This is a genomic window from Rhodoblastus acidophilus (assembly GCF_025961575.1).
Lineage (GTDB): Bacteria > Pseudomonadota > Alphaproteobacteria > Rhizobiales > Beijerinckiaceae > Rhodoblastus > Rhodoblastus acidophilus_C.
In genome coordinates this window covers 20,500-43,884 of record NZ_JAOQNX010000029.1, presented here as the reverse complement: position 1 = coordinate 43,884, position 23,385 = coordinate 20,500, and the positions used below count along the sequence as shown (strand labels likewise).

Sequence of the window (23,385 nt, the reverse complement as noted above, 5' to 3'; positions counted from 1 at the left end):
ATAATGTTCACTTTTTGTTTCACGTGAAACGCAGGGAATCACAGCTATGTAACTGTTTTAAAATGAATTTTTTCAGGCAGCCTCAAACGCCTCCCCACCGACGCCAAGCACAACCAAAAGGTTGTCCCCACGAAATTCGCGCGTTTTCTGCAAAAAATCGCATGTTTTTTCGCATTTTCGCGCGTTTTGAGCGGATTTTGCGCGGATAGATTTCAACCCAAGGTCGAAATTTCCGGAAAATCCGCTCTCAAGCCCCCCAAGGACGGCGCCAAAACAAAGCCAGCACGCTTGCCGACAAATGGCCGCTCTTACCCCATCGCCTTCAACCGCCGCCGTCCCGCGTGCAGCAGCGGTTCGGTATAGCCGTTGGGCTGTTTCGCTCCCTCAAGCACCAGAGCGCAGGCGGTTTGAAACGCGACGGAGGCGCCAAAATCCGGCGCCATCGGCCGATAATTCGGATCGCCCTTGTTCTGCTCGTCCACCACCTTGGCCATGCGCTGAAACGTCGCCAGAACCTGATCGCTGTCGCACACCCCATGCATCAGCCAGTTGGCCATATGTTGCGAGGAAATGCGCAGGGTCGCGCGGTCCTCCATCAGGCCGACATCATGAATGTCCGGCACCTTCGAACAGCCCACCCCCTGGTCGATCCAGCGCACGACATAGCCCAGAATCCCCTGGGCATTATTGTCCAACTCCTGCTGAATTTCCTCGCCCGACCAGTTGGGCCGGTCGGCGAGCGGAATGGTGAGCAGGTCGTCCAGCTTCGCCGGTTCTCTCGCCGAAATTTCTTCCTGGCGTGCGGCGACATTGACGCGGTGATAATGCGTGGCGTGCAGGGTGGCCGCCGTGGGCGACGGCACCCAGGCGGTGTTGGCGCCGGCATTGGGATGGCCGATCTTGGTTTTCAGCATGTCGGCCATCAGGTCGGGCATGGCCCACATGCCTTTTCCGACCTGCGCCTTGCCGCGAAAACCGGCGCGCAAACCGACGTCAACATTGTTGTTCTCGTAAGCCGCGATCCACTTCGTTCCCTTCATGTCGTTCTTGCGAATGAAGGGGCCGGCGACCATGGAGGTGTGCATCTCGTCGCCGGTGCGATCGAGAAAACCGGTGTTGATGAAGAAGACGCGATCCTTCGCGGCGCGAATGGCCTCTTTGAGATTGGTCGAGGTGCGGCGCTCCTCGTCCATAATGCCCATTTTGATCGTGTTGGCCGCGAGCCCGAGCTTTTCCTCGACAAAGGCGAACACGCTGTTCGCGAACGCCACCTCCTCCGGCCCATGCATCTTCGGCTTGACGATATAAATCGAGCCGGCGCGACTGTTGCGCAATGCGCCAGTCCCGCGAAGGTCGTGCAGCGCAATGGTCGAAGTCACCAGCGCATCGATCAATCCCTCGGGCGCCTCGTGGCCGTCGAGGGTCGCGAGGTCTGTGGTCATCAAATGACCGACATTGCGGATCAACAGCAGCGCGCGCCCCGGCAGCGTAAATTTCTGGCCGTCAGGCGCAAAATATTCGCGGTCGGGATGCAAGGTGCGCGTCTCAGTCCCGCCGCGTTTTTCAAAGGTCGCAGACAGCTCGCCCTTCATCAGGCCGAGCCAGTTGCGATAAACCAAAACCTTGTCGTCGGGATCGACGGCGGCGACGGAATCCTCGCAATCCTGGATGGTGGTGAGCGCCGCTTCGAGAATGACATCGCTAATCCCAGCGGGATCGTCGCGGCCGACCAAAGTGCTGCGGTCGATGACGATTTCCGCATGCAGGCCGTTATGCACCAAAAGAATGCGCGACGGATTTTGCGGATCGCCGACATAACCGGCGAAACGGTTGGCGTCGGCAAGCGTGGTCACGCCATCCCTCACATTGACGCGCAAAAAACCGTTTTCGACAGCAAAACCGCGCGCGTCTTTCCAGGCGTCGCCTTGCAGCGGCGCGATCACGTCCAAAAAGTCGCGCGCCCAATGCACCACGGCCGCGCCGCGCGCCGGGTCGTAGCCTTTGGCGTTCGGGTCGAGCGGGCTGATCGCATCGGTGCCGTAGAGCGCGTCATAAAGGCTGCCCCAGCGCGCATTGGCCGCGTTCAACGCATAGCGCGCGTTGCTGATGGGCACGACCAATTGCGGCCCCGCGACGCCAGAAATTTCGGGATCGACGTTGGCGGTCCCGACCTGGAAAGCCGGGCCTTCCGGCACGAGATAGCCGATCTCGTGCAAAAACGCCTTGTAGGCGGCGGCATCCAAATCCTTGCCGCGCCGCTGCGCATGCCATTGGTCGATCTGCGCCTGGAGCGCGTCGCGTTTTTCGAGCAAGCGGCGATTTTCGGGCGCGAAGCGGGTGAGCAGTTCTTCGAACGCGCTCCAAAATTCTTGGGGCGAGAGGCCGGTTCCCAACAACACTTCGTCTTCGACAAAACGTTTGAAGACCGGCGCGACCAAAACCTCTGTCATGTTTTCCCCGCTCATTGCGAAAATGTCGTTTAGCAAGCCTGCGCCGGCTCGACCAGAGCGGCCGGCCTCGGGCCGCCCGTCGCCCAATCCAGCAGTTCGACCGTGTGCACGACCGGAAGTTTTGTCCCGGAGGCGATCTGGGTGATGCAGCCGATATTGCCGGCGGCGATCACATCCGGCGCCAAAACCTCAAGGTTTCTCGCCTTTCGGTCCCGCAGTTTTTCGGCGATCTCCGGCTGCAACAAATTATAAGTTCCGGCCGAGCCGCAGCAGAGATGGCCCTCCGCCGGATCGAGCACGACAAACCCGGATTGCTTCAGCAAATCCCTCGGCAGGCGCGTGATTCTCTGCCCGTGTTGCAGCGAACAGGCGCTGTGATAGGCGACCCGCGTTCCGCTCGGCGTGACATTTTTCAGGCCGATCTCGGCGACGAATTCGGTAATGTCGCGCGCGAGCGCCGACACCGCATTCGCCTTGTCGCGCAGCTCGGGGTCGTCGCGGAACATAAAACCGTAATCCTTCACCGTCGTGCCGCACCCCGAGGCGTTGATGATGATCGCGTCGAGCCCGGCGCCCTCAATCTCGCGGCTCCAAGCCAGGATGTTTTTCCGTGCAAAGGAATAGCCGGCGTCCTGACCGAGATGATGGTTGAGCGCGCCGCAGCAGCCCGCGCTTTCCGGGATAACGACCTCGCAGCCATGCCGCGTCAGCAGCCGCAGCGTGGCGGCGTTGATCTCCGGCGACAGCACTTTTTGCGCGCAGCCGGTGAGCAGCGCCACGCGCCGAATTTTTGGCACAGGCGGCGTGATCACGCCGGGGCGGTCGCTGGAAAAATCGGAACTCGGCTGCGGCGCCATCGCAAGAACGTGGCTCAACTTTCCCGGCACGAGACGCGGGAATTTTTTCCCAATCGCGGCGCCCCTGAGCGCCAAACGAAACAACGCAGGGCGCGGCAGCGTGAGCCCAAGCATCCAGCGAAACAGCCGGTCAAACCAGGGGCGCTGATATGTCTTCTCAATATGATGACGGGCGTGATCGACCAGATGCATGTAGTTGACGCCCGACGGGCAGGTCGTCATGCACGACAGGCACGACAGGCAACGGTCGATGTGCTTGACCACCTGCTTGTCGGCGGGGCGGTCGTTCTCCAGCATGTCCTTGATGAGATAGATGCGCCCGCGCGGACTATCCAGCTCGTCGCCGAGCAGGACATAGGTCGGACAGGTCGCGGTGCAAAAGCCGCAATGGACGCAGGCGCGCAGGATCTGATCCGCCGTGGCGATGCCGGGGTCGGCGAGTTGCGTCAACGAAAAGCTGGTCTGCATGTCACACGCCCTTTCGCATGCGCCCCGGGTTGAACAGTCCAAGCGGATCGAAGTTTTGTTTCACCCGCGCCTCCAGCGCGGCGAGCGCGCGCGGAACGGGCTGGAACACGTCCACAGTTTCGCGCAAAAATTCCGGCGCAACCATCAGCGTGGCGTGGCCGTCCTGCAGGGCGGCGCGGACAAAGCCGGCGCCGGCGTCCGCGCCCGCTTCGGGAAGACTCAGCCAGACGAGGCCGCCGCCCCAATCATAAAACGCCTCAGCGCCAGGAAGGATTTGCTGGATGGTTTCGACAAGGCGCGGCGAAAAACTCGGCGTCGGACACAGACGCCAAACCACGCCCTCCGGCAGCAAGGCGCGCACCTCCGCGACCTCGTCCCAAAAACGCGCTGAAGCTTCCGCATCGAGCCGGTCGCCGGCGCCGAACAATTTTTCAATCTCGCCGACGCGAAACGCGACCGATGGCGCCGGCCCCTCGAGCCTCAGCGCCGTCACCGGACCATCGCCAACACGAGAGCGGCGCGCGGCGGCCTCCGGCAAATGCGCGGCGCCAAAAACGTCGTGCGGCGTGTTGAGCGCGCGCGCCATCACGTCCACCGCCTTGGCGTCGCTGAGGCCGTGCAGCAGCAATGTGCATTCGGTCTCGGGGCGCGGCATCACCTTTAAAGTGACTTCAGTCAGAATCGCCAGAGTGCCGAACGAACCGACCATCAGTTTGCTCAGATCAAAACCGGTGACGTTTTTCACCACCTTGCCGCCGGCCTTGAAAATCTCGCCGCGCCCGTTAACGGCGGAAAAACCGAGAATGAAATCGCGCGCGGCGCCGGCGCGCACGCGGCGCGGCCCCGAAAGATTGCAAGCCAGCGCGCCGCCAAGAGTCGGAACACCGGTCGGCGTCCCATGGCTCCCAAGCAGCTCGCGCCATTTCGGCGGCGCAAAAGCGAGCATCTGCCCCTTCTCGCGCAACACGTCTTCAAGCTCGGCCAGCGGCGTCGAAGGCCGCGCGGTCAACACCAGCTCCGGCGCCTCGTAATTCACAATCCCGGCGAGTTGCGACAGGTCGAGCGTCGCGTCGGCGCGCACCGGCCGGCCAAAACCGCGCTTGCTGCCGCCGGCAACAATTTCGAGCGCGCGTTTGTCGGCGGCTCCCGCCGCAACAATCTCCGCGACCTCCCGGGCGCTCGATGGACGAAAAGTCATCGGCTCACCCTCAAAAGCGCGGGAGATCGGGGAACGGCAGTTTTCCGCCACGCACATGCATGCGGCCGAGTTCGGCGCAACGACACAATTGCGGAAACACTTTGCCGGGATTGAGCAGGCTCTGCTCGTCAAACGCGCATTTCAGCCGCTGCTGCTGCTCCAGATCGACCGCGTCGAACATGGCGTTCATCAAGTCGCGCTTTTCCACGCCCACGCCATGCTCACCGGTGAGCACACCGCCGACCTCCACGCACAGAAGCAGAATGTCTCGACCAAACTCTTCCGCGCGCAAAAGCTCGCCCGGCTTGTTGGCGTCATAAAGGATCAGCGGATGCAGATTGCCGTCGCCGGCATGAAAAACATTGGCGACGCGCAACCCGTACTTTGCCTCCAACTGTTTCATGCGCAGCAGCACCGCGCCGATTTCCTTGCGCGGAATGGTGCCGTCCATGCACAGATAGTCGGGCGAGATGCGGCCCACGGCGGGAAAGGCCGCCTTGCGCCCCGCCCAGAACAGCAGCCGCTCCTCCTCGCTCTGGCTGGCGCGCACCGTGGTCGCGCCATGCGCGGCGGCGATCTTTTCCACCGCCGCGATGAGATGGTCGACCTCGGCGCCGCAACCGTCGAGTTCGACAATAAGCAGCGCTTCGGCGTCGAGCGGATAGCCGGCATGGACAAAAGCTTCCGCCGCCTCGATGGCGAGCCTGTCCATGATCTCCATGCCGCCGGGAATGATCCCAGCGCCAATCACGGCGGCGACGCAATCGCCGGCGCCCTGGACGGAGGGAAAGCCGATCAGCAGCGCGCGGGCGCCGGGCGGGGTCGGCAGCACGCGCACGGTAACTTCGGTGACCACCCCCAAAAGCCCTTCGGAGCCCACCAAAACCCCAAGCAAATCATAGCCGCCGGCATCGAAAAACTTGCCTCCGAGGCGGATCACCTCGCCGTCCATGGTGACGAATTCGACGCCGATGACATTGTTGGTGGTGAGCCCGTATTTCAGGCAATGCACGCCGCCGGAATTTTCGGCGACATTGCCGCCGATGGTGCAGGCGATCTGGCTCGACGGGTCCGGCGCATAATAAAGCCCCTGCCCCTGCACGGCGTGCGAAATCGCCAGATTGGTGACGCCGGGCTGCGCCACGACACAGCGGTTTGGCGCGTCGATGTCGAGGATGCGCTTGAACTTGCCCATGCCCAGCAGCACGCCGTCCTCAAGTGGCAGCGCGCCGCCGGACAGCGACGTCCCCGCCCCGCGCGGAACAACTTTGATTCCGTTCTCCTTGCAATAGCGCAGCACGGCGACGACCTGGCGCGTGTCCTCCGGCAAGACCACGACCATGGGCGTCTGCCGGTAGGCGGTGAGCGCGTCGCATTCATAGGCGCGGCGCTCGCGCTCCGTGTCGATCACGCCTTCGCCGGGCACAATTTCTTGAAGCGCCGCGACGATTTCCGCGCGACGGTCGAGCACCACCCGGTCTGGTTCGGGCATCACCAGCATGTATTCCCCCCGCCGCCGCTGTTTTGTTGTCGCGGCTGTTTGCGGCATCATAACCGATTTTCCGGTTACGATAAGCGTCTTGCGGGGGGATTTGTTCCGCCTGAGCTTGGTCGTTTCAGATGATTTCCGTGGACCGAAGTCAGGCGCTCAAGCCGACGGCCTCGAGCGCGGCGAACAAAGCAGCCTCGTCATTGTCCGAGGTGTCGCCGGAGGCGCCGGCCGCGCCGATCACCGCGCCGGTTGCGTCCTTGATCAGCACGCCGCCAGGAACCGGAATGACCCCTTCGGGCAGGATGGAGGGCAGCGCGCCAACAAAATAAGGCCGTTCGAGCGCCATGGCGTTGAGCGCGCGCGAGGAAACCCCCATGCTGACGGCGCCGTGGGCCTTGCCATAGGCGACCTTCCAGCGGGCGATGCTGGTCCCGTCCTCGCTTGCCGCCGCGCGCAAGGCGCCGCGCGCGTCCAGCACGACAAAGGCCATGGGCTTGAAATTTTTTTCGCGGGCGAACCCGAGCGCGGCGGCGACGATCCTTTGCGCGACATCGAGGGTCAGCATCTTTGTTTCCTCCTTCAATTCATTAGCCCTCATGCTGAGGAGGCCCGAAGGGCCGTCTCGAAGCACGAGGGCGGGCCAAGCGCGGTCGATCGCGCGCGCTCGTGGACAGCTCCTCAGGACCACTTTCAGGTCTCAAAGCGCAATCATCAAGATTCCCGGCAACAGAACATAGCTCAGCACGGTCGAAATCAAGACCATTCCGGCCACCTCCTCTTCATGGGCGCCATATTCGCGCGCGAAGAAATAATTGAACACAGCCACCGGCATGGCGCTTTCGATAATCAGCACGCCGCGCTCCGCGCCGGAAAAACCGAACAGAGCCGCCACAGCGAGGCCGCCGCAAAAGCCCAGGCCAATGCGCGCCAGCGAAAACGCCGTCTGGCGCGGCCAGGCGCGGGCGCCGAATTCAGCCAAGGCGCAACCGAGACCCAGCAGCATCAGCGGAATGGTGACGTCGCCGAGCAGTTTCAGGGTTTTCAAAATCCAGTCGGGAAAGGGAACTTCCGCCTGCGAGCAGGCGACCGCCGCCACCGCCGCGTACAGAAAAGGCGCGCGAAAAACCGAGCCGAGCGTGATATGTCCGCGCGCGATGGCCGGTCCAAAAGTGAACTGGCCGATCGAGGTGATGGCGAAATAGATCATCGCCAGCGCCAGCCCGCGTTCGCCGAAGGCGTAGAGGCAGATCGGCAGGCCCATATTGCCGATATTGGGAAAGATCAGCGAGGGCAGATAGACCCGCTGCTCATAGCCCAAAATTTTCAGCGCGGACACGGCGAAAGCCGTGAACAGCAGCAGGCACAGCAGCGTCGCCCCGCCCATGCGCGCGATATCGGGCAAGGCGAAATGGCTGTTGAGCAGCGTGACGAACACCAGAGCCGGCGCGCCGACCAGCGACACGAACTGGGTGACAAAACTCTGGCTGAACGGCAGCGCGCGCCGCCGCCACAGATAGCCGACCGCCGTGACGATGAACACCGGCGCGCTGACCTGAACGAGATCGAGAAGGGGCGGCAATCCAAACCTCTTTTTTCGCCGCCAGCCCTAACAGCTTTTCGAAGGCCTGAAAATCTCAACGAGGGATATTGACACGACGCGTTTAAGATATATCTTAGCGACATCGCAGATAGGAGAAACATGATGCGAATGTTCAGACATCACGGGGAAAATTGTGGCGGCGAGGGCCGCGGCGGCTGGATGGAGCGCTTCGGCCTCCTGCACGCCATGCGCGGCGGCGACGGCTTTCACGGCGGACGCGGTCCGTTCGGACGCGGCGGACCCGGCGGCGGCCGCCATGGCCACGGCGGCGGCCGCGGCAAAAGAATGTTCGAGGGCGGCGAGTTGCGAAACGTCATGCTGCTGCTGATCGAGCAGGAGCCGCGCCACGGCTATGACATCATCCGCGAGCTCGAAGCCCGCACCGGCGGCGCCTATGCCCCGAGCGCCGGCGTGATCTATCCCACGCTCACCCTGCTGGAGGAAACCGGGCTGGTCGCCGCCCAGGCCAGCGGCGCGAAAAAGCTCTATGCCATCACGGAAGACGGCAAGGCGGAGCTGGACAAGAACCGCGCCGAGGCGGAAGCGGCGCTGGCGCGGCTGGAAATGCTGCGCAAACGCGGCGAGGCCATGGACATGGGCCCGATCTTCCGCGCCATGACCAACCTCAAAACCGTGTTGCAGCAGAAGGCGCTCGACGCCGGAAACAAGACGCAATTGCTCGACGTCGCCGAAATCATCGACGAGGCCGCGCGCAAAATCGAGCGGCTGTGACCATGCTGTTTCGCCCAGCCCGCCACGCGATCGAAAGGGTGCGCTACGAGCCGAAGCGGCGGCTGCTCACCGTCGCCACGCGCGCGCAGCTGACCCCGTCCATGCTGCGGTTCACCTTCACCTCGCCCGATCTCGCGGATTTCCGCAGCCGCGCGCCGGACGACCATGTCAAACTGTTCCTGCCCGACCCGCATGGGCCGGGCGAGGTGATGCGCGACTACACCCCGCGCGCCTTTGACGAAGCGGCAAGATTTTGACCCTCGACTTCGCGCTTCATGACGCGGGGCCGGCGACGGCCTGGGCGCTCGCCGCCCAGCCCGGCGACAGGCTCGCCATCGGCGGCCCGCGCGGCTCGCTGGTGGTCGCCGACGATTTCGACGCCTATCTGCTGGTGGGCGACGAAACCGCTTTGCCCGCCATCGGCCGGCGCCTCGAATTTTTCTCCCGCGCAAGTGTTCCCGTCACCACTTTGGTGGTGGTGGACGGGCCCGAGCATGTCCAAACCTTCGACACCAAAGCGGACTGGACGCCGATCTGGGTGTTTCGCCGCGGCGCCCATGCCGACGACGCCACTTTGTTGCGGCGGGCGCTCGCCGCCTGGGCGACGCCGCAGGGCGACGCTTACGTCTGGATCGCCGCCGAGGCCGGGGTGGCGCGGCGCCTGCGCGATTACATGCTCGAAGACCGGGGCCATCCCAAAGCCTGGCTCAAGGCGTCCGGCTATTGGGTGCGCGGCCAAGCCGGGGCCCATGAAAAATTGGAAACCTGAAAACGGGACTCCTGAAAAACGGGACTCGCGCCCCTCCCGTTCAGCGGCCCGTCAGTTTGCCGGCCTAAACCCGCCGCATTGAAACTGGAGTGTGTGTGATGAAGATTTCCCGCGACTGGGCGACGTCCGTGACCATCGGCGGTTTCGGCCTGATGGCCGTCACCGGCGTGCTGTTGTTCTTCCATGCCGACAGCGGCCTCAACAAGCTCGCCCATGAATGGCTCGGCTGGATTTTTGTCGGCGGCGTCGCCCTGCACGCCGTCGTCAACTGGGGCGCGTTCAAGCGCTATTTCCTCTCGAGCCGCCCCGGCCGCGCCATGATCGCCCTGTTCGCCGTGGCGCTCGTCGCCTCTTTCGCGCCGCTCGGCGGCAAGTCCGGCGGCAAGCCGCCGATGCTCGCCATGAACGCGGTGCTCGAGGCGCCGCTGTCGGCCGTGGCGCCGCTCACCGGACGGCCCGTCGAGACGCTGGTGGCGCAGTTGAACGGCGCCGGCTTCGCCGTGTCGGGACCCGAGGCCAATCTCGCCAGCGTCGCCCCCGACCGCGCGGCGCAGGGCAAGGTCTTGGCGCTGCTGTTCAAGCGCGACTGAGCCGACGCCTCGCGCTGGGGAATATCATGACTTTCCGGCGCGCCTCCCTTCTCCCCTTGCGGGAGAAGGTGGCGCGCAAAAGCGCGCCGGATGAGGGGTTCGTCCATAGGGACGTGCAAGATTCCGTTATGTCGCCGCTTCGCCTAGGCTAAGGGCGAACCGGCGCGCTCCAGCATCCGCGCGAGCTTCGCCTGCAGCTTGTCGACGCTGATCGGCTTGTAGAGAAACTCGAAATCGGTGAGGTCGGTCTCATTCAGCCTCTGATTGCCGATTTCGCCGGTGAGCAGCAATTTGGGCGTGGCGCGCCCGAGGCGGCGCTCGATCTCGCGCGCCGCCTCCACGCCATTGAGGCCGGCGCCGAGCCGGTAATCGGTGACGATGGCGTCCACTTGCCTCCGCTGCGCAAGATCGATCGCCTCCTCGCCGCTGGCGGCGGCGAAGGTTTGATAGCCGCTCTCGCGCAAGATCGTCTCGATGGCGAGACGCAGGATCTGATTGTCCTCGATCACCAGCACCGCGCCGCTGCGCTGCTCCGCCGCATCGGCGATCGCGGGCTGTTGCGCCTCCGGCGCCACCACGGGAAGGGTGATGGAGAAGCGCGAACCGCGTCCCGGACGCGACGCCAGGGTGACATTCAGGTCGAGCAGATTCGAGATGCGGGCGACGATCGCCAGGCCCAGACCCAGGCCGCGCGAAAGATCGCGGCCGGGATTGTCGAGCTGGGTGAATTCCTTGAAAATATCCTGCCGCTTGTCCGCGGGAATGCCGACGCCGGTGTCGATCACGTCGATGCGGACCGCATCGCCCCGGCGCCGCATGGCCAGCAGCGCGCCGCCCGCTTTCGTGTAGCGCAAAGCGTTCTCGAGCAGGTTTCGCAGCACGCGCTCCAGCAAAGCGGGGTCAGTGCGCGCGAAAGAGTCGCGCGCGCGCACGCGGAGCTCCAGGCCGAGCGCTTCGGCCTTGGGCGCATATTCCGCCGCCAGGCGCTCGCACAGACCGCGCAGCGAGACGATCTCGGGCGAGGGCTCGATGCCGCCGGCGTCGAGCCGCGACACGTCGAGCACCGCGGTGAGCAGCACGTTGAGGCCGCCGAGCGCCTTGCTCATCAGGCTCAGAACCTGCGCGGCCCTGGCGGTCGGCTGAACCTGGCGCTCGACCAGCGGCATCAGCAGCATCAAGGATTGCACGGGCTGGCGCAGGTCGTGGCTGGCGGCGGCGAGGAACCGCGACTTGTCGAGATTGGCGCGCTCGGCTTCGGCCTTGGCGGCGGCCAGCGCGCTCTCGAATTGTTTTCGAATCGAAATGTCGCGCACGATCGCCCACATGGCGCAGGGCTCGCCACGCGCGTCGCGCATCAGAATGGTGCGCAGCTCCACCGGGAACACCGAACCGTCCTTGCGGATATATTCCTTTTCATAGACCTCGGAAAAGCCGCGCCCGATGATCTGGGTGCGGACGATCTCGTCCTCATAGACGCGCCAGCGCGCCGGGGTGATGTCCAGATAGGTGAGTTTGCGGAGTTCGTCCGGGGCATAGCCGAGCATTTCGGCAAAGACCGCGTTGAACTCGGTCAACAGACCGTCCATCGTCACCCTGCAATAGCCGTCGCGCAGGCCTTCATGCAGCATGCGATAACGTTCCTCGCTGTCGCGCAAAGCCAGCTCGGCGCGCTTGCGGGCGGTGATGTCCTGGACGATGCCGCTCAACACCAGCGGCCGCCCGGACTCGTCGAAACTCGCCTCGCCCCGGGTGAAGATCCAGATCTCGTCGCCGTCGCTCGGGCGGCGCAGGCGGAACTCCACCTCGTAGAGCCGGCCGCCGGAAATCGCCGCCTGGATCGCGGCGTGGACGACGCCGCGATCCTCGGGATGAACGAGCGCGAGAAATTCCTCATAACTGTGCGGAACCGGGGCAACGCCGTAAATCGCGTAATAGGTGGGGTTGAACGTGGTGCGGCCGCTGCTCAGCTCCCACCAGAACGTGCCGATCCCGGCGCGGGCCTGCGCCTGCGCGATGCGATGCTCGCCCTCCCGCAGCGCCTGTTCGGCGCGCGCGCGCTCCGTCCAGACCCAGGCGCGCTCCGCCGCCTCCTCGACCAGCGCGATCTCGGACGCGCTCCAGCGCCGCGCCGCGCGGCCATGCACGCACAACACCCAGGCGAGCCGGGCGTTGCTGACCATGGGAACGCTGATGAAGGCGCCGATCGCCAGCGCCCGGTAATGCGCCTGGACCGTCTTCGCCTCCAGGCGCGGGTCGGTGGCGACGTCATGGACGATGACGCTCCGGTCGGAGCGCAGGTCCTCGACCACCGGGCCGAAATCGGCGAGCCGATGCGCGCAGACAGCGGCGGGCGTGGCGGCGCCGTTCCATGCGCGCGTGACCGTCACCGTCTCGGAGGCGTCGACTTCGGCGAAGATCACCTGATCGGCGTTCAGCCGGCGGCCGATCTGTTGGGCGGCCAGCGCGATGATGTCGTCGGGATGGTCCAGCGTCTTGAAGGCGTCGGCGAGCGCCAGCAGGAATTCCTTGCGCGCCTCGCTCTCGCGCAACACCTCTTCCGCCTCCTTGCGCGCGGTGACGTCGGTCGCGGCGCCGAACCATTCCCGGATTTCGCCGCGTTCATCGAACAGCGGCGTCGCGCGCGACAACACCCAGCCGACGCCGCCGTCGGCGCGCAGCACGCGATGCTCCAGCTCGTAGAGGCTCTTGCGCCTGATGGCGTCGGCGATCGCCGCATTGACCCGCGGCCGTTCGTCAGCGGGAACGAAGGCGTCGCGCCAGGACTCGTCCGAGGTCTCGGCATGGGCGAAGACGCCCTCACCCTTCATGTAGCGCATCTCGCGCCAGTCCGCGCTCATCCGGTAGATGATGCTGGCCGAGGCTTCGGTGAGGGCGCGGAACCGCGCCTCGCTCTCGCGCAGCGCCTCTTCCGCCTGTTTGCGCTGGGTAATGTCGGTGGCGACGCAAGCGACGCCGACAATGGCGCCGGCCGCGTCACGGCGCGGCTCCACATAGAGGTCGTAGGTTTCGAGGGGACCGCCGGGCGCGGCGGTCTGGACTTCGGCGCGGACGGGACGACCGGAGGCCATGACGCCGCGCTTGATCTGTTCGAGCCGCGCCGCGCAGGCCGGCTCCATCAGGTCCGCATCCGTGCGCCCGAGCACGTCTTCGACGTGATAGCCGAGCTTGGGATTGAAGATGCGGGTATAATGCAGGTTCAGATCCTGCTCGAACATCACCACCGGGGAATTGTCGAGCGCAAAAGTGAGGCGCCGCTCGCTTTCGACGCGCGCCGCCCGCGCCGCGCGCCAGGATTCGATGTCGTCGAGCGGCGTGACCACCAGGGCGACGCCCTCCAGTCCGTCGAAGGACAGCGGCGCCCCGGTCATGGACGTCGGCAGCAGCTCGCCACCGGCCTTGACCAGCGCCGCCTCGCAGGCTTGCGGCCCCGCTGCGGCGGCGCGCAAGAAGACTTCGAACCGCCTCCTGTCCTCCCCCGAAACCCGTTCGGCCAGGCGCGCGCCGATCAGGGACTCGCCGCCCAGCGCCCGCGACAACGCGCCGTTGCAATAGAGCACGATCCCGTCGCCGAGAATCACGGCCGCCTGCGACATGCGCTCGATCAGCTGGCGGTAGGGTTCGCTGGCGTCGCGCAGGGTGTAGACGCGCGGCCCCTGCGCCGTCTCCACCACCAGGGCGTCGGCCTCGCCCATCACCAGCGCCTCCAGCGTCTCCACCGCTTCCGCGGCGGTGGCGGGGAGCGCGCCGTCTGGACGGGACGAGGCGATGCGCTTTTCGTTCATGGCCCCAGCCCCAGCCCGACGGCGAGCGGCCGCGCAGCGCTCATGTCGCCGACCAGCAACAGCCTGGGCGCCGGCTTCAGCCGCACCAGGGTCGGCAAGGCGACGATCTGGCATTGCCGGGCGAAATCCGGATCGCGGAAGGCGTCAATCACATCGAGCGCATAGCACCCGGGGGACAAAGCCTGCTCGCACAGCGTTCGCACGGCGGCGACGGCGCGCAGCGATCGCGGCGAGGCCCCGCTGACAAACAGCAGCAACTCATAGCGCTTGCCTTCCGGTTCCGCCGCCTGCACGAAAACCTCCTGTCAGGCCATGGGTTCGATGTCCAGCGCCACAACAACCCTCTCCTTGAGGGAAAGATCGCCGATGATCTTGGTGATCGGCGGCGGCAGCCGGCGCACCAGCGTCGGGATGGCGACGATCTGGTCGGCGCGCGCCCGCTCCGGCTCTTCCGTGAGATCGATCACCTCGAGTTCGTACCGGCCGGGGAGATAGTCCTCGCAGACCCGCTTCAGATTGGCCAAAGCGGCAAGCGAGCGCGGCGAGCCGCCGGCGATATAGAGCCGCAGGCGCCAGCGCTCGGCGTCGATCTCGTCGTTCATGTCCCCGCTCCCGCGCGCGCATCGAGCAATTTCAGCCCTTGCGAGGTCAGCGCGAAGCCGCGGACGGCGCTGGAATGGGCGATGCCGCGCGCCTTGAGGATGAACAGGCTGCGCCGGCGTTCGCCGTCTTGCTCGGTGACGCGCGTCTGAATCCAGGCGTCCATCAGCGAGGAGACGCCGGCCTGGTCGATCTCGCCGGAGACGCCGGCTTCGGCGGCGGTGAGCATCGCGGTGATTCCGCGGCTCTTGAGGAAGTCGACCAGGCGCAGCAGCATGATGCGCTCCTGGGCGAGGCCGCCGACGAAGCCGAGCGTGTAGATCGGATCGATCGCCACGACGGCGGGGGCAAAATCCTCGATGTCGCGATGCATGCGGGCGAGATGCGTTTCGACGCCTGAAAAGGTCGGACGCGTCGAGGCGATCCGCAGCAGGCCGGCGTCGATCCAGCGCTGAAGGTCGATGCCGACCGAGGCCATGTTGCGCACGATCTGGCGGGGGCTTTCCTCGAAGGCGAACAGAATGGCCTTTTCGCCGCGCGCGCAGGCGGCCTCGACGAAATGCGCGGCAAGCGTGGATTTCCCCGTCCCCGCCGCGCCCGAAACCAGAATGCTGGAGCCGCGCCAAAACCCCTTTCCGCCCAGCATCTCGTCCAGCGCCGCGACGCCGGTGGGCGTCCGTTCGTTTGGCGCCTCATGCGCCAGTACGAGCGAGGTGACGGGCAGGACGGAAATGCCGCTCGCGTCGATCAGGAAGGGATATTCGTCGGCGCCATGCGCGGCGCCGCGATATTTGACCACGCGCAGCCGGCGGGTCGCCACCTGTTCGACGACGCGATGGTCGAGCAGGATGACGCAATCCGACACATATTCCTCGAGGCCGTGGCGGGTCAGCGCGCCCTCGCCCCGCTCCCCGGTGATGACAGAGGTCACGCCCTGCTCCTTGAGCCAGGCGAACAGCCGGCGCAATTCCGCGCGCAGAATCGCGGTATTGGAAAAGCCGGAAAACAGGGTCTCGATCGTGTCGAGCACGACGCGCTTGGCGCCGACCGTCTTGATGGCGTAGCCGATGCGGATGAACAGGCCCTCGAGATCGTAATCGCCGGTTTCGGCGATCTCGCTGCGCTCGACGCGAATGCGGTCGACCGCAAGCTTGTTCTCGGCCTTGAGCTTTTCCAGATCGTAGCCGAGCGAAGCGGCGTTGACCGACAGTTCGCGCTCGGTCTCCTCGAAACAAATGAAAACGCCGGTTTCCCCGTAGCGCAGCGCGCCTTCCGCGAGAAAAGTAATCCCGAACAGGGTTTTACCGCTGCCGGCGCCGCCGCAGACCAGACAGCAGCGCCCCTGGGGCAGGCCGCCGCCGGTGATTTCGTCCAAACCTTCGACGCCGGAAGGCGTCTTGGCGAGCGCCTGCGAGGGAATTTTGGCGAGCGCCTGCGCCTGAGCGTCCACGGAAGCAACCCTTTCCGGCCGGATCGGCGCCGACCTCAAGTCGATGGGGTTTGTTTTCCCGATCATGTCCTAATGATGCGGGCGCGTCTCTTCCCCATTGGTCGCCTCGCCGTTTCGGCCCGGCGCCTTGGCGCCGAGCAGACCGATGGCGAGGCATTTGCGCACGAGTTCGGCGAGGCTGCCGCCACCCATTTTCTTCTTCACGGCGGCGCGGTGACTGTCGACGGTGCGCACGCTCAAGCCCATGTCATAGGCGATGAGCTTGTTGGGCAAGCCGCTGATCAGTTTGATGAGGACTTCCTTTTCGCGCGCGGTGAGCTTGGCGAGGTTTTCGCGCGTCGCGGCGAGATCGGGCGGCTCGGCCGCCTGCTCCACATGCGCGCAGGCGCCGCGAATGGCGGCGAGCAGCGCGGCCGCCGAGCAGGGCTTTTCGATAAAGTCGGCTGCGCCTCTCTTCATCGCCTCGACGGCGAGGCTCAGATTGGCGTGGCCGGTGATGACGACGACCGGCAGGGTGACGCCGCGCTGGCGCAAGCTGACGATGAGATCGATGCCGCTCACGCCCGGCAATTGCACGTCAGTGACGATACATCCCTGCGTATTGGCGTCGACGCGGGCGAGAAACTCCGCCGCGCTGGCGTATGTCTGTGGCTCGAAGCCCTCCCCGCGGAGCAGGATCCCGAGCGTTTCGCGAATGACCTCGTCGTCGTCGATCACATGGACAATCATATAGCGACAGCTCCACCACATCCCATTCAGAATAAAGCCTCGCGCTTATAATCTTGATCGATGCGCCAAGCGGCGTCCGACAATAATCGACCTGGCGCGAAAAAGCGTTCAGACGCCTCGATTCTGCCTTATCTGTTCCGTCATTAAGGCAAGAGAGACAACGAATCAATATGTAAAACAAACATTGACACGCTATAGCCAAGCTTTAGAGATAGGTTTGCTAAACTGAACCTTCAGAGAACCCCAATGTCGCGCAAGAAACATCCGTAACAGCCGCAGCCCGCCTTGAGCGAAACTTTTGCCCCCTCCACGCGTTTGACCGTCGCAGCCTTTGCCGCAATTTCACGAAAGAGTTGGAAGACATGACTTCGGACACGACGGAAACCTCGACGTTCCGGCCGGCCTGGCGCCTTGGAAGCGAGGCGGCCCCATCGACCGGCGAGACCACGGTGCATATCATCGACGATGAAGCCGATGTCCGCCACGCCATGGAGCTTCTGCTGGAAGGCGCGGGGTTCAGGACGCGCAGCTACAGTTCCGCGAACGCCTTCTTCGACTCCGGCGAAAGCGGCAAGGGCTGCGTGGTCACCGACCTGCGCATGCCCGACGCGAGCGGCATCGAAGTGCTGACCCGGCTGCAGCAAAGCGGCGCCGGCCTGCCGGTGGTGGTCGTTTCCGGCCACCGCGACGTCGCGCTCGCCGTCCACGCCATGAAGAAAGGCGCGATCGACTTCATCGAAAAGCCGTTTTCGGCCGAGCGGTTGATTGACGCCGTGGCCGCCGCCGTCAAGCGGGCCGAGCGCAGCCACGGCGATCCGCCGCCGCCCAATCTCGCCATGCTCAGCCGCCGGGAGCAGGAGGTCTTGAACGGCGTTCTCGCCGGCAAGTCCAACCGCATCATCGGCCAGGAGCTCGAAATCAGCGAGCGGACCGTCGAGTCGCATCGCGCCTCGATCATGCGCAAGACCGGCGCGCGCAACCTCGCCGAACTCGTGCGTCTGGCCGCGGCGCACGGATAGGCGGCAAGGCCGTTTTCCTTATACGCAATAATTAAGTAGCCCTCACCCTGAGGAGCCCGCCTTGGCGGGCGTCTCGAAGGGCGGGGGCGGGCCACGGGTTTTTCAACAGCCTTGCTGGAGCGGGATGTTTCAAGCGGTCCAGCGCCGCAGCCGCGCGGGCGGGGCCGCCTTCTGCCCGGTCAGCACGCGCGCCGAGGCGACGCCGACGAGGATCACCACCTCGCCCTGGTCATTCTTGACAAAAATGCTGCCGGAGGCGTGTTCGCCGGCGTCGCGGGCCATGTCGCCGATCACGCCCCAGGCGGCGGAAAGGTCGGCGCAGATCTGCGCGCTCCTGTGGTTGATGGAGCCGTCGGGTTTACGCAAAAAGAACTGATAGCACGCCATCGGCGATCCATACGCGAGCGAATTTGGAACAGTTTTGGGCGAGCCGGCGCGCCGCCTCAGGCGGGGCGCCAGAACCCCGGAGGCCCGAACTTGAGCGAGGGCGGGCCCAGGCGATTGCCGGCCCGTTCGTCGGATGGCCGCATCTTTCTCTCCCCCGGCGTCGCGGCGGCCTATCTGCCCTCCCCGACGATCGAGCGGAACCCTAACGAAGCCCTCCAGCAGAGACAATGCGAGGATATGCCTCGGCATTTCTACGCGTACCTCACGTCACCGGCGGCAAAAACGCAAGGACAAGGGCCCAAAAATGAACATCGCTCTCATTGTCGGGTTCGCGCTAAAGGAGTAATAAGACCTGTGGATTTGAATGATGGGACTTTGATCAACACAATGGCGGCGCGACGACGCCGCATGAATGGTTTGTATCGCCATGCTGCGCGAAATTGAGCCGAGTCAATTGGAACGCCGCCAGAAGCTGGACCTTCAGGCGTCGTCCGCCCACGACCTTATGCTTGCGTTGATGGATGTCGCCAACGCGCAGAAAACCGCCGCCGGGCTCGAAGCCGACAGGCTGGCGGAATGCCCGACCTGCCAAACCTGCGGACATAACGAGCGCAAATGCGTCCGCGGCCTCTACGTCAAGGGCCTGCGGCCCGACGACGAGTCCGAGCTTTTACGCCTGCGCGGGCAAGGCTGCCACGTTCAGGTGGTCGACGCCCAGTGGCTCGAGGCGGTGGCGCCCGACCTGCTCGGCGTGCTCCGGCGCGCCGTCGCAGCCGAGTAAGATCGGGCGGCGCCCCCGCTGACCTGAACCAAACGCCAGCCGCACGGGAGCCAGCTTTGATCTCGCGCGTTTCTCAGAGGTTTTGCCGCCTCGGAGGAATGCGTGTTGAAATTGGCCTCGTTGGCGGCGTCGTTGGCCGCCTTGTCTCTGGCGGGGTGCGACCGGCCCTCGCCCCCTGCCCCGCCCCCGCCCGCGCCGCAGGTGTCGGTCGGCGCGCCGGTGAAAAAACCCGTCTCCGACTATGACGAATTCGTCGGCCGGTTCATCGCCGTCGATTTCGTCGAAATCCGCGCGCGCGTCTCCGGCTACCTCCAGGAGATCGATTTCAAGGACGGCCAGATCGTCAACAAGGGCGATCCGCTGTTCAAGATCGACCCCCGCCCCTATCAGATCGCCGTCGATCAGGCCCGGGGCGCGCTGAACGAGGCCAAGGCCCGCCAGGCTTTCGCCAAGACCGATCTGGAGCGCGGCAAGGATCTTGTGCGCGGCTCGACCATTACCCAGCAGACCTTTGACCAGCGCGTGCAGACCAACCGCTCCGCCGAAGCCGCGACCACGGCCCAGGAGGCGGCGGTGCGCCAGGCCGAGCTCGACGTCGACTATACCGACCTCAGGGCGCCGATTTCGGGGCGGATCGGCGACCGCCGCGTCTCCGTCGGCAATCTCGTCACCGGCGGCGCCGGCGGGGCGACCACCCTGCTCGCCACCATCGCCAGCATCGATCCGATCCGGCTGGAGTTCACCGTCGATGAAGGCGCCTATCTGCGCTATCTCCAGGTGTCCAACGCCACCGGCGCGGCCTCCGAACGGGGACTGCGTCTGCCGGTCAGGCTGAAATTGCTCGACGAGACCAGCTATTCGCACGAGGGCCGGATCGATTTCGTCGACAATGTCATCGACCGCAACACCGGCACGATCCGCATGCGCGCCACGGTCGACAATCCCGACGGCAAACTCACGCCGGGCATGTTTGCGCGTGTCAAAGTGCAGGCGTCGCCGGCCACGGAAAAACTGCTCGTCCCCGACGCCGCCGTGGGCACGGAGCAGGCGCGCAAATTCGTCTATGTCGTCGACAAGGACGATGTGGCGCGGATCAAATATGTCACGCTCGGACAGATCGTCGACGGCCTGCGCGTGATCGAATCCGGGCTCGCCGATGACGACCGCGTCGTCACCGACGGCCTCATGCGGGTGAAGGCGGGGGCAAAAGTCGCGCCGCAAGTCGCGTCCGTCGACACGCCGGCCCCGGCGGCGAACTGATGGAATTCTCGAAATTCTTCATCGACCGGCCGATCTTCGCCTGCGTCGTCTCCATCGTCATCGTCATTTTCGGCGCGGTGTCCTATGCGCGGCTGCCGGTCGCGCAATATCCGGAAATCGCGCCGCCGGTGGTGAACGTCACCGGGCAATATCCGGGCGCGAGCGCGCAAGTGGTGGCGGAGACGGTGGCGGCGCCGCTGGAGCAGCAGATCAACGGCGTCGAGCACATGCTCTACATCTCGTCCAATTCGACGAGCGACGGCCGCTTCACCATCGCCATCACCTTCGACCTCGGCACGAATCTCGACACCGCGCAGGTGCAGGTGCAGAACCGCGTCTCCATCGCCCAGCCGCGCCTGCCCCAGGACGTGCGCAACATCGGCGTGACCGTCGCCAAGGCCTCGCCCGACCTGATGATGGTGGTGCATCTGCTGTCGCCGGACACATCCTATCCGGACCTGTTCATTTCCAATTACGCCAGCATCAATGTCGTCGACGTGCTCAGCCGCGTCGAGGGCGTCGGCTCGATCACCGTATTCGGCGGGCGCGATTATTCCATGCGCGTCTGGCTCGATCCGGAGCGGCTGCAATCGCTCGACCTCACCTCCGGCGATGTGGTCGCGGCCTTGCAGCGCCAGAACGTGCAGGTGGCGGCGGGCGTGCTCGGTCAGCCGCCGATGCCGCATCCCGGCGCCTTCCAGATTTCCGTGCAGACGCGCGGACGGCTGATCCAGCCGCAGGAATTCGGCGAGATCGTCATCAAGAACAACGGCCCGGCGCTGGTGAAACTGAAGGATGTGGCGCGGGTGGAGCTCGCCGCGCTCGACTATGGCGTGAATTCCTATCTCGACAAGACGCCCGCGGTCGGCCTCGGCGTGTTCCAGCTGCCCGGCTCCAACGCGCTGGCGACCGCCGCGCGCGTGCGGCAGTCGATGGCGGAGCTGTCGAAAAACTTTCCGCCGGGGCTGGAATATCGGATCATCTACGATCCCACCGAATTCATCCAGCAGTCCCAGGATGCGGTGATCCAGACGATTTTCGAGGCCATCGTCCTGGTGGTGCTGGTGGTCGTGCTGTTCCTGCAAAGCTGGCGCGCGGCGATCATCCCGATCGTCGCCATTCCCGTTTCGCTGGTCGGCACATTCTTCATCATGAGCGTGTTCGGCTTTTCCCTGAACAATCTGTCCATGTTCGGGCTGGTGCTGGCGATCGGCATTGTCGTCGACGACGCCATTGTCGTGGTCGAAAATGTCGAGCGCAACATCCACGACGGCCTGTCGCCGCGCGATGCGGCGCGGCGCACCATGGACGAGGTCGGGGCCGCGCTGGTGGCCATCGCTTTGGTGCTGTCAGCCGTGTTCGTGCCCACCGGATTCATCCCCGGCATCTCAGGCCAATTCTATCGGCAGTTCGCGCTGACCATCGCCGGCGCCACGCTCATTTCGCTGATCGTCTCGCTCACCCTGTCGCCCGCTCTGTGCGCGCTGCTGCTGCGGCCCAAACAGGCCGCCAAGGGCCTCATCTCGCGCGGCGTCCAAAAATTCTTCGCCGCCTTCAACTGGGGTTTCAACGGCCTTGCGCAGGGCTATGGCGCTTTGGTCAAGCGGGTGGTGCGCGCCGCCCTGATCACGGCGCTGGTCTATCTCGGCATTGTCGCCTTCGGCCTCAACGAATTCCGCCGCACGCCCACCGGCTTCATTCCGCAGATCGACGCCGGCTATCTCATCACCGTCACGCAATTGCCGCCGGCCGCCTCGCTCGAGCGCACCAGCGCGGTCAACGCCCGCGCGGTCGAACTGGCGCTGGAGACCCCCGGCGTCGCCCATGCGGTGAATCTCGTCGGCTTTTCCGGCGCGACGCGCACCAACGCCCCCAATGCCGGCGCCGTTTTCGTCACCCTAAAACCGTTCGAGGAGCGGGCGAGCGACAAAAACCTGTCGGCCAATGCGATCCGCGCCACGCTGATCAAGAAATTCTCGACCCTCCGCGACGGTCAGGTTTTTGTCGTGCCGCCGCCCTCGGTGCGCGGCATCGGCAGCGCCGGCGGGTTTCGCATGATGATCCAGGATCGCGGCGCTTCGGGTCCCGCGGCCCTGCAGCAGGCGGTGTCGGCGATGATGGCCAAGGCGGCGCAGACGCCGGGCGTGCAACAGGTGTTCTCGCTGTTCGAAAACGCCACGCCGCAAATCTATCTCGACATCGACCGCGACCGCGCGCAGATTCTCGGGGTCAACATTTCCGACGTGTTCGCCGCGCTGCAAACCTATCTGGGCTCGGCCTATGTCAACGATTTCAACCTGCTCGGACGCACGTTCCGCGTCACCGCCCAGGCCGATGCGCAATATCGCAACGACTGGAGCGACATTCCCAAAATCCGGGTGCGCAACGCCGAGGGCGCGGCCGTGCCGCTGGGCTCGTTCACCAATGTGCGCGACATCGCCGGCCCCTCGCGCGTGCCGCGCTACAATCTGTTTCCGGCGGCCGAACTCGACGGCGTCGCCGCGCCCGGTTTTTCGCAAGGCCAGGCGCTGGAGATCATGCAGAAGCTGGCCGCCGAAACGCTGCCGCCCGGCTTTTCCACGGAATGGACCGAACTCGCGTTTCAGCAGGTTCGCGCCGGCAACGCCGCCATTTTCGCCTTCCTGCTCGGCGTCGCCTTCGTCTTCCTGGTGCTCGCCGCCCAGTTCGAAAGCCTGACCCTGCCGCTCGCCGTCATCCTGATCGTGCCCATGAGCCTGGTGGCGGCGATTTCCGGCGTGATTTTTCGCGGCATGGACAACAATATTCTGACCCAGGTCGGTTTTGTCGTGCTGATCGGGCTGGCGGCGAAAAACGCCATTCTCATCGTCGAATTCGCCGCGCAACTCGAAGCGCAGGGCAAGTCGCGCTTCGAGGCGGCGGCGGAGGCGGCGCAATTGCGCATGCGCCCGATCGTCATGACCTCACTCGCTTTCATTCTGGGCGTGCTGCCGCTGATGCTGGCGACGGGCGCCGGCGCCGAACTGCGGCAGGCCCTGGGCACTGCGGTGTTTTTCGGCATGCTGGGCGTAACCGTGTTCGGCCTGATTTTCACGCCCGCCTTCTATGTTCTATGCCGGGCGCGAAAACCTTCGTCGGCGCGGCAAAGCGAAGCGCGCCTGTAAGGCTGGTGAAATACGCCGCATTTGGCGAAGTCCGCTCACGGCTATTTGAAGACGTGG

The 23,385-nt window shown here is 64.9% G+C and carries 18 protein-coding genes and 1 pseudogene; 7 read left to right on the top strand and 12 right to left on the bottom strand.

All coding sequences use genetic code 11. The annotated features are described in order from the left end of the window. Positions 1-308: 308 nt before the first annotated feature. The 6 genes from M2320_RS18330 to M2320_RS18305 all read right to left on the bottom strand — a co-directional run bounded on the left by M2320_RS18330 (position 309) and on the right by M2320_RS18305 (position 8,044). Entirely contained in the window at positions 309-2,450 is a 2,142-nt protein-coding gene (locus M2320_RS18330; RefSeq protein ID WP_264598507.1) for a malate synthase G, read from the bottom strand. 29 nt (positions 2,451-2,479) lie between these two features. Beyond that, entirely contained in the window at positions 2,480-3,775 is a 1,296-nt protein-coding gene (gene glcF, locus M2320_RS18325) for a glycolate oxidase subunit GlcF (protein ID WP_264598506.1), read from the bottom strand. A 1-nt stretch (position 3,776) separates the two neighbouring features. Continuing rightward, positions 3,777-4,973, bottom strand: a complete 1,197-nt coding sequence (gene glcE, locus M2320_RS18320) for a glycolate oxidase subunit GlcE (protein ID WP_264598505.1) — start codon at positions 4,971-4,973, stop codon at positions 3,777-3,779. 10 nt (positions 4,974-4,983) lie between these two features. Further along, positions 4,984-6,474: an FAD-linked oxidase C-terminal domain-containing protein gene (locus M2320_RS18315; protein WP_264598504.1), complete on the bottom strand. Its 1,491-nt coding sequence runs from the start codon at positions 6,472-6,474 to the stop codon at positions 4,984-4,986. A 139-nt stretch (positions 6,475-6,613) separates the two neighbouring features. Further along, positions 6,614-7,030, bottom strand: a complete 417-nt coding sequence (locus M2320_RS18310) for a GlcG/HbpS family heme-binding protein (protein ID WP_264598503.1) — start codon at positions 7,028-7,030, stop codon at positions 6,614-6,616. A 132-nt stretch (positions 7,031-7,162) separates the two neighbouring features. Beyond that, positions 7,163-8,044, bottom strand: a complete 882-nt coding sequence (locus M2320_RS18305) for an AEC family transporter (protein WP_264598502.1) — start codon at positions 8,042-8,044, stop codon at positions 7,163-7,165. A gap of 123 nt (positions 8,045-8,167) precedes the next feature. Here M2320_RS18305 and M2320_RS18300 point away from each other — a divergent pair, with 123 nt between their 5' ends. The 3 genes and pseudogenes from M2320_RS18300 to M2320_RS18290 all read left to right on the top strand — a co-directional run bounded on the left by M2320_RS18300 (position 8,168) and on the right by M2320_RS18290 (position 10,156). Continuing rightward, a complete protein-coding gene (locus M2320_RS18300; protein ID WP_264598501.1) occupies positions 8,168-8,797 on the top strand; it encodes a PadR family transcriptional regulator in 630 nt (209 codons plus the stop codon). Between the two features lie 2 nt (positions 8,798-8,799). Then, a pseudogene (locus tag M2320_RS18295) lies at positions 8,800-9,566 on the top strand (siderophore-interacting protein). Between the two features lie 98 nt (positions 9,567-9,664). Beyond that, positions 9,665-10,156, top strand: a complete 492-nt coding sequence (locus M2320_RS18290) for a DUF4405 domain-containing protein (protein ID WP_264598500.1) — start codon at positions 9,665-9,667, stop codon at positions 10,154-10,156. 143 nt (positions 10,157-10,299) lie between these two features. Here M2320_RS18290 and M2320_RS18285 read toward each other — a convergent pair whose 3' ends face one another. The 5 genes from M2320_RS18285 to M2320_RS18265 form a co-directional block, all read right to left on the bottom strand. Beyond that, positions 10,300-13,959: a PAS domain S-box protein gene (locus tag M2320_RS18285; protein ID WP_264598499.1), complete on the bottom strand. Its 3,660-nt coding sequence runs from the start codon at positions 13,957-13,959 to the stop codon at positions 10,300-10,302. After that, positions 13,956-14,252 carry a circadian clock KaiB family protein gene (locus M2320_RS18280; RefSeq protein ID WP_264598498.1) on the bottom strand — a complete coding sequence of 99 codons (297 nt, stop codon included), beginning with the start codon at positions 14,250-14,252 and terminating at the stop codon, positions 13,956-13,958. Before M2320_RS18280 ends, M2320_RS18285 begins: the two co-directional genes overlap by 4 nt. A gap of 12 nt (positions 14,253-14,264) precedes the next feature. Further along, the gene (locus tag M2320_RS18275) at positions 14,265-14,561 is read right to left on the bottom strand and encodes a circadian clock KaiB family protein (protein WP_264598497.1); all 297 of its coding nucleotides are present in this window, start codon (positions 14,559-14,561) and stop codon (positions 14,265-14,267) included. Continuing rightward, complete coding sequence (kaiC, locus tag M2320_RS18270; RefSeq protein WP_264598496.1) at positions 14,558-16,009, bottom strand: circadian clock protein KaiC; 1,452 nt, start codon at positions 16,007-16,009, stop codon at positions 14,558-14,560. The genes M2320_RS18275 and kaiC overlap by 4 nt, the downstream gene beginning before the upstream one ends. Before the next feature lie 69 nt (positions 16,010-16,078). Next, positions 16,079-16,738 (bottom strand): response regulator transcription factor, encoded by a 660-nt coding sequence (locus M2320_RS18265; RefSeq protein WP_264598495.1) that lies wholly within the window; start codon positions 16,736-16,738, stop codon positions 16,079-16,081. A gap of 362 nt (positions 16,739-17,100) precedes the next feature. Between M2320_RS18265 and M2320_RS23260 the strand changes: the two genes are divergently transcribed. Next, entirely contained in the window at positions 17,101-17,757 is a 657-nt protein-coding gene (locus M2320_RS23260; protein ID WP_319801450.1) for a response regulator transcription factor, read from the top strand. A gap of 129 nt (positions 17,758-17,886) precedes the next feature. Here the strand turns inward: M2320_RS23260 and M2320_RS18250 are convergent, their stop codons facing one another. After that, a complete protein-coding gene (locus M2320_RS18250) occupies positions 17,887-18,144 on the bottom strand; it encodes a hypothetical protein (RefSeq protein ID WP_184429322.1) in 258 nt (85 codons plus the stop codon). A 412-nt stretch (positions 18,145-18,556) separates the two neighbouring features. Between M2320_RS18250 and M2320_RS18245 the strand changes: the two genes are divergently transcribed. The 3 genes from M2320_RS18245 (at position 18,557) to M2320_RS18235 (ending at position 23,328) form a co-directional block, all read left to right on the top strand. Further along, the gene (locus tag M2320_RS18245) at positions 18,557-18,925 is read left to right on the top strand and encodes a hypothetical protein (RefSeq protein WP_264598494.1); all 369 of its coding nucleotides are present in this window, start codon (positions 18,557-18,559) and stop codon (positions 18,923-18,925) included. 102 nt (positions 18,926-19,027) lie between these two features. After that, a complete protein-coding gene (locus tag M2320_RS18240; protein ID WP_264598493.1) occupies positions 19,028-20,185 on the top strand; it encodes an efflux RND transporter periplasmic adaptor subunit in 1,158 nt (385 codons plus the stop codon). Beyond that, positions 20,185-23,328 (top strand): efflux RND transporter permease subunit, encoded by a 3,144-nt coding sequence (locus M2320_RS18235; protein ID WP_264598492.1) that lies wholly within the window; start codon positions 20,185-20,187, stop codon positions 23,326-23,328. The genes M2320_RS18240 and M2320_RS18235 overlap by 1 nt, the downstream gene beginning before the upstream one ends. Positions 23,329-23,385 lie beyond the last annotated feature (57 nt).

Excerpts from the sequence above, each read along its gene's own strand:
- M2320_RS18265 (WP_264598495.1), bottom strand. The coding sequence starts at position 16,738 with ATGATTGTCCATGTGATCGACGACGACGAGGTCATTCGCGAAACGCTC.
- M2320_RS18330 (WP_264598507.1), bottom strand. The coding sequence starts at position 2,450 with ATGACAGAGGTTTTGGTCGCGCCGGTCTTCAAACGTTTTGTCGAAGAC.
- M2320_RS18290 (WP_264598500.1), top strand. The coding sequence starts at position 9,665 with ATGAAGATTTCCCGCGACTGGGCGACGTCCGTGACCATCGGCGGTTTC.
- M2320_RS18315 (WP_264598504.1), bottom strand. The coding sequence starts at position 6,474 with ATGCTGGTGATGCCCGAACCAGACCGGGTGGTGCTCGACCGTCGCGCG.
- M2320_RS18235 (WP_264598492.1), top strand. The coding sequence starts at position 20,185 with ATGGAATTCTCGAAATTCTTCATCGACCGGCCGATCTTCGCCTGCGTC.
- M2320_RS18250 (WP_184429322.1), bottom strand. The coding sequence starts at position 18,144 with ATGGCGTGCTATCAGTTCTTTTTGCGTAAACCCGACGGCTCCATCAAC.
- M2320_RS18300 (WP_264598501.1), top strand. The coding sequence starts at position 8,168 with ATGCGAATGTTCAGACATCACGGGGAAAATTGTGGCGGCGAGGGCCGC.
- M2320_RS18285 (WP_264598499.1), bottom strand. The coding sequence starts at position 13,959 with ATGAACGAAAAGCGCATCGCCTCGTCCCGTCCAGACGGCGCGCTCCCC.
- M2320_RS18310 (WP_264598503.1), bottom strand. The coding sequence starts at position 7,030 with ATGCTGACCCTCGATGTCGCGCAAAGGATCGTCGCCGCCGCGCTCGGG.
- glcE (WP_264598505.1), bottom strand. The coding sequence starts at position 4,973 with ATGACTTTTCGTCCATCGAGCGCCCGGGAGGTCGCGGAGATTGTTGCG.
- M2320_RS18245 (WP_264598494.1), top strand. The coding sequence starts at position 18,557 with ATGGTTTGTATCGCCATGCTGCGCGAAATTGAGCCGAGTCAATTGGAA.
- M2320_RS18275 (WP_264598497.1), bottom strand. The coding sequence starts at position 14,561 with ATGAACGACGAGATCGACGCCGAGCGCTGGCGCCTGCGGCTCTATATC.
- M2320_RS23260 (WP_319801450.1), top strand. The coding sequence starts at position 17,101 with ATGACTTCGGACACGACGGAAACCTCGACGTTCCGGCCGGCCTGGCGC.
- glcF (WP_264598506.1), bottom strand. The coding sequence starts at position 3,775 with ATGCAGACCAGCTTTTCGTTGACGCAACTCGCCGACCCCGGCATCGCC.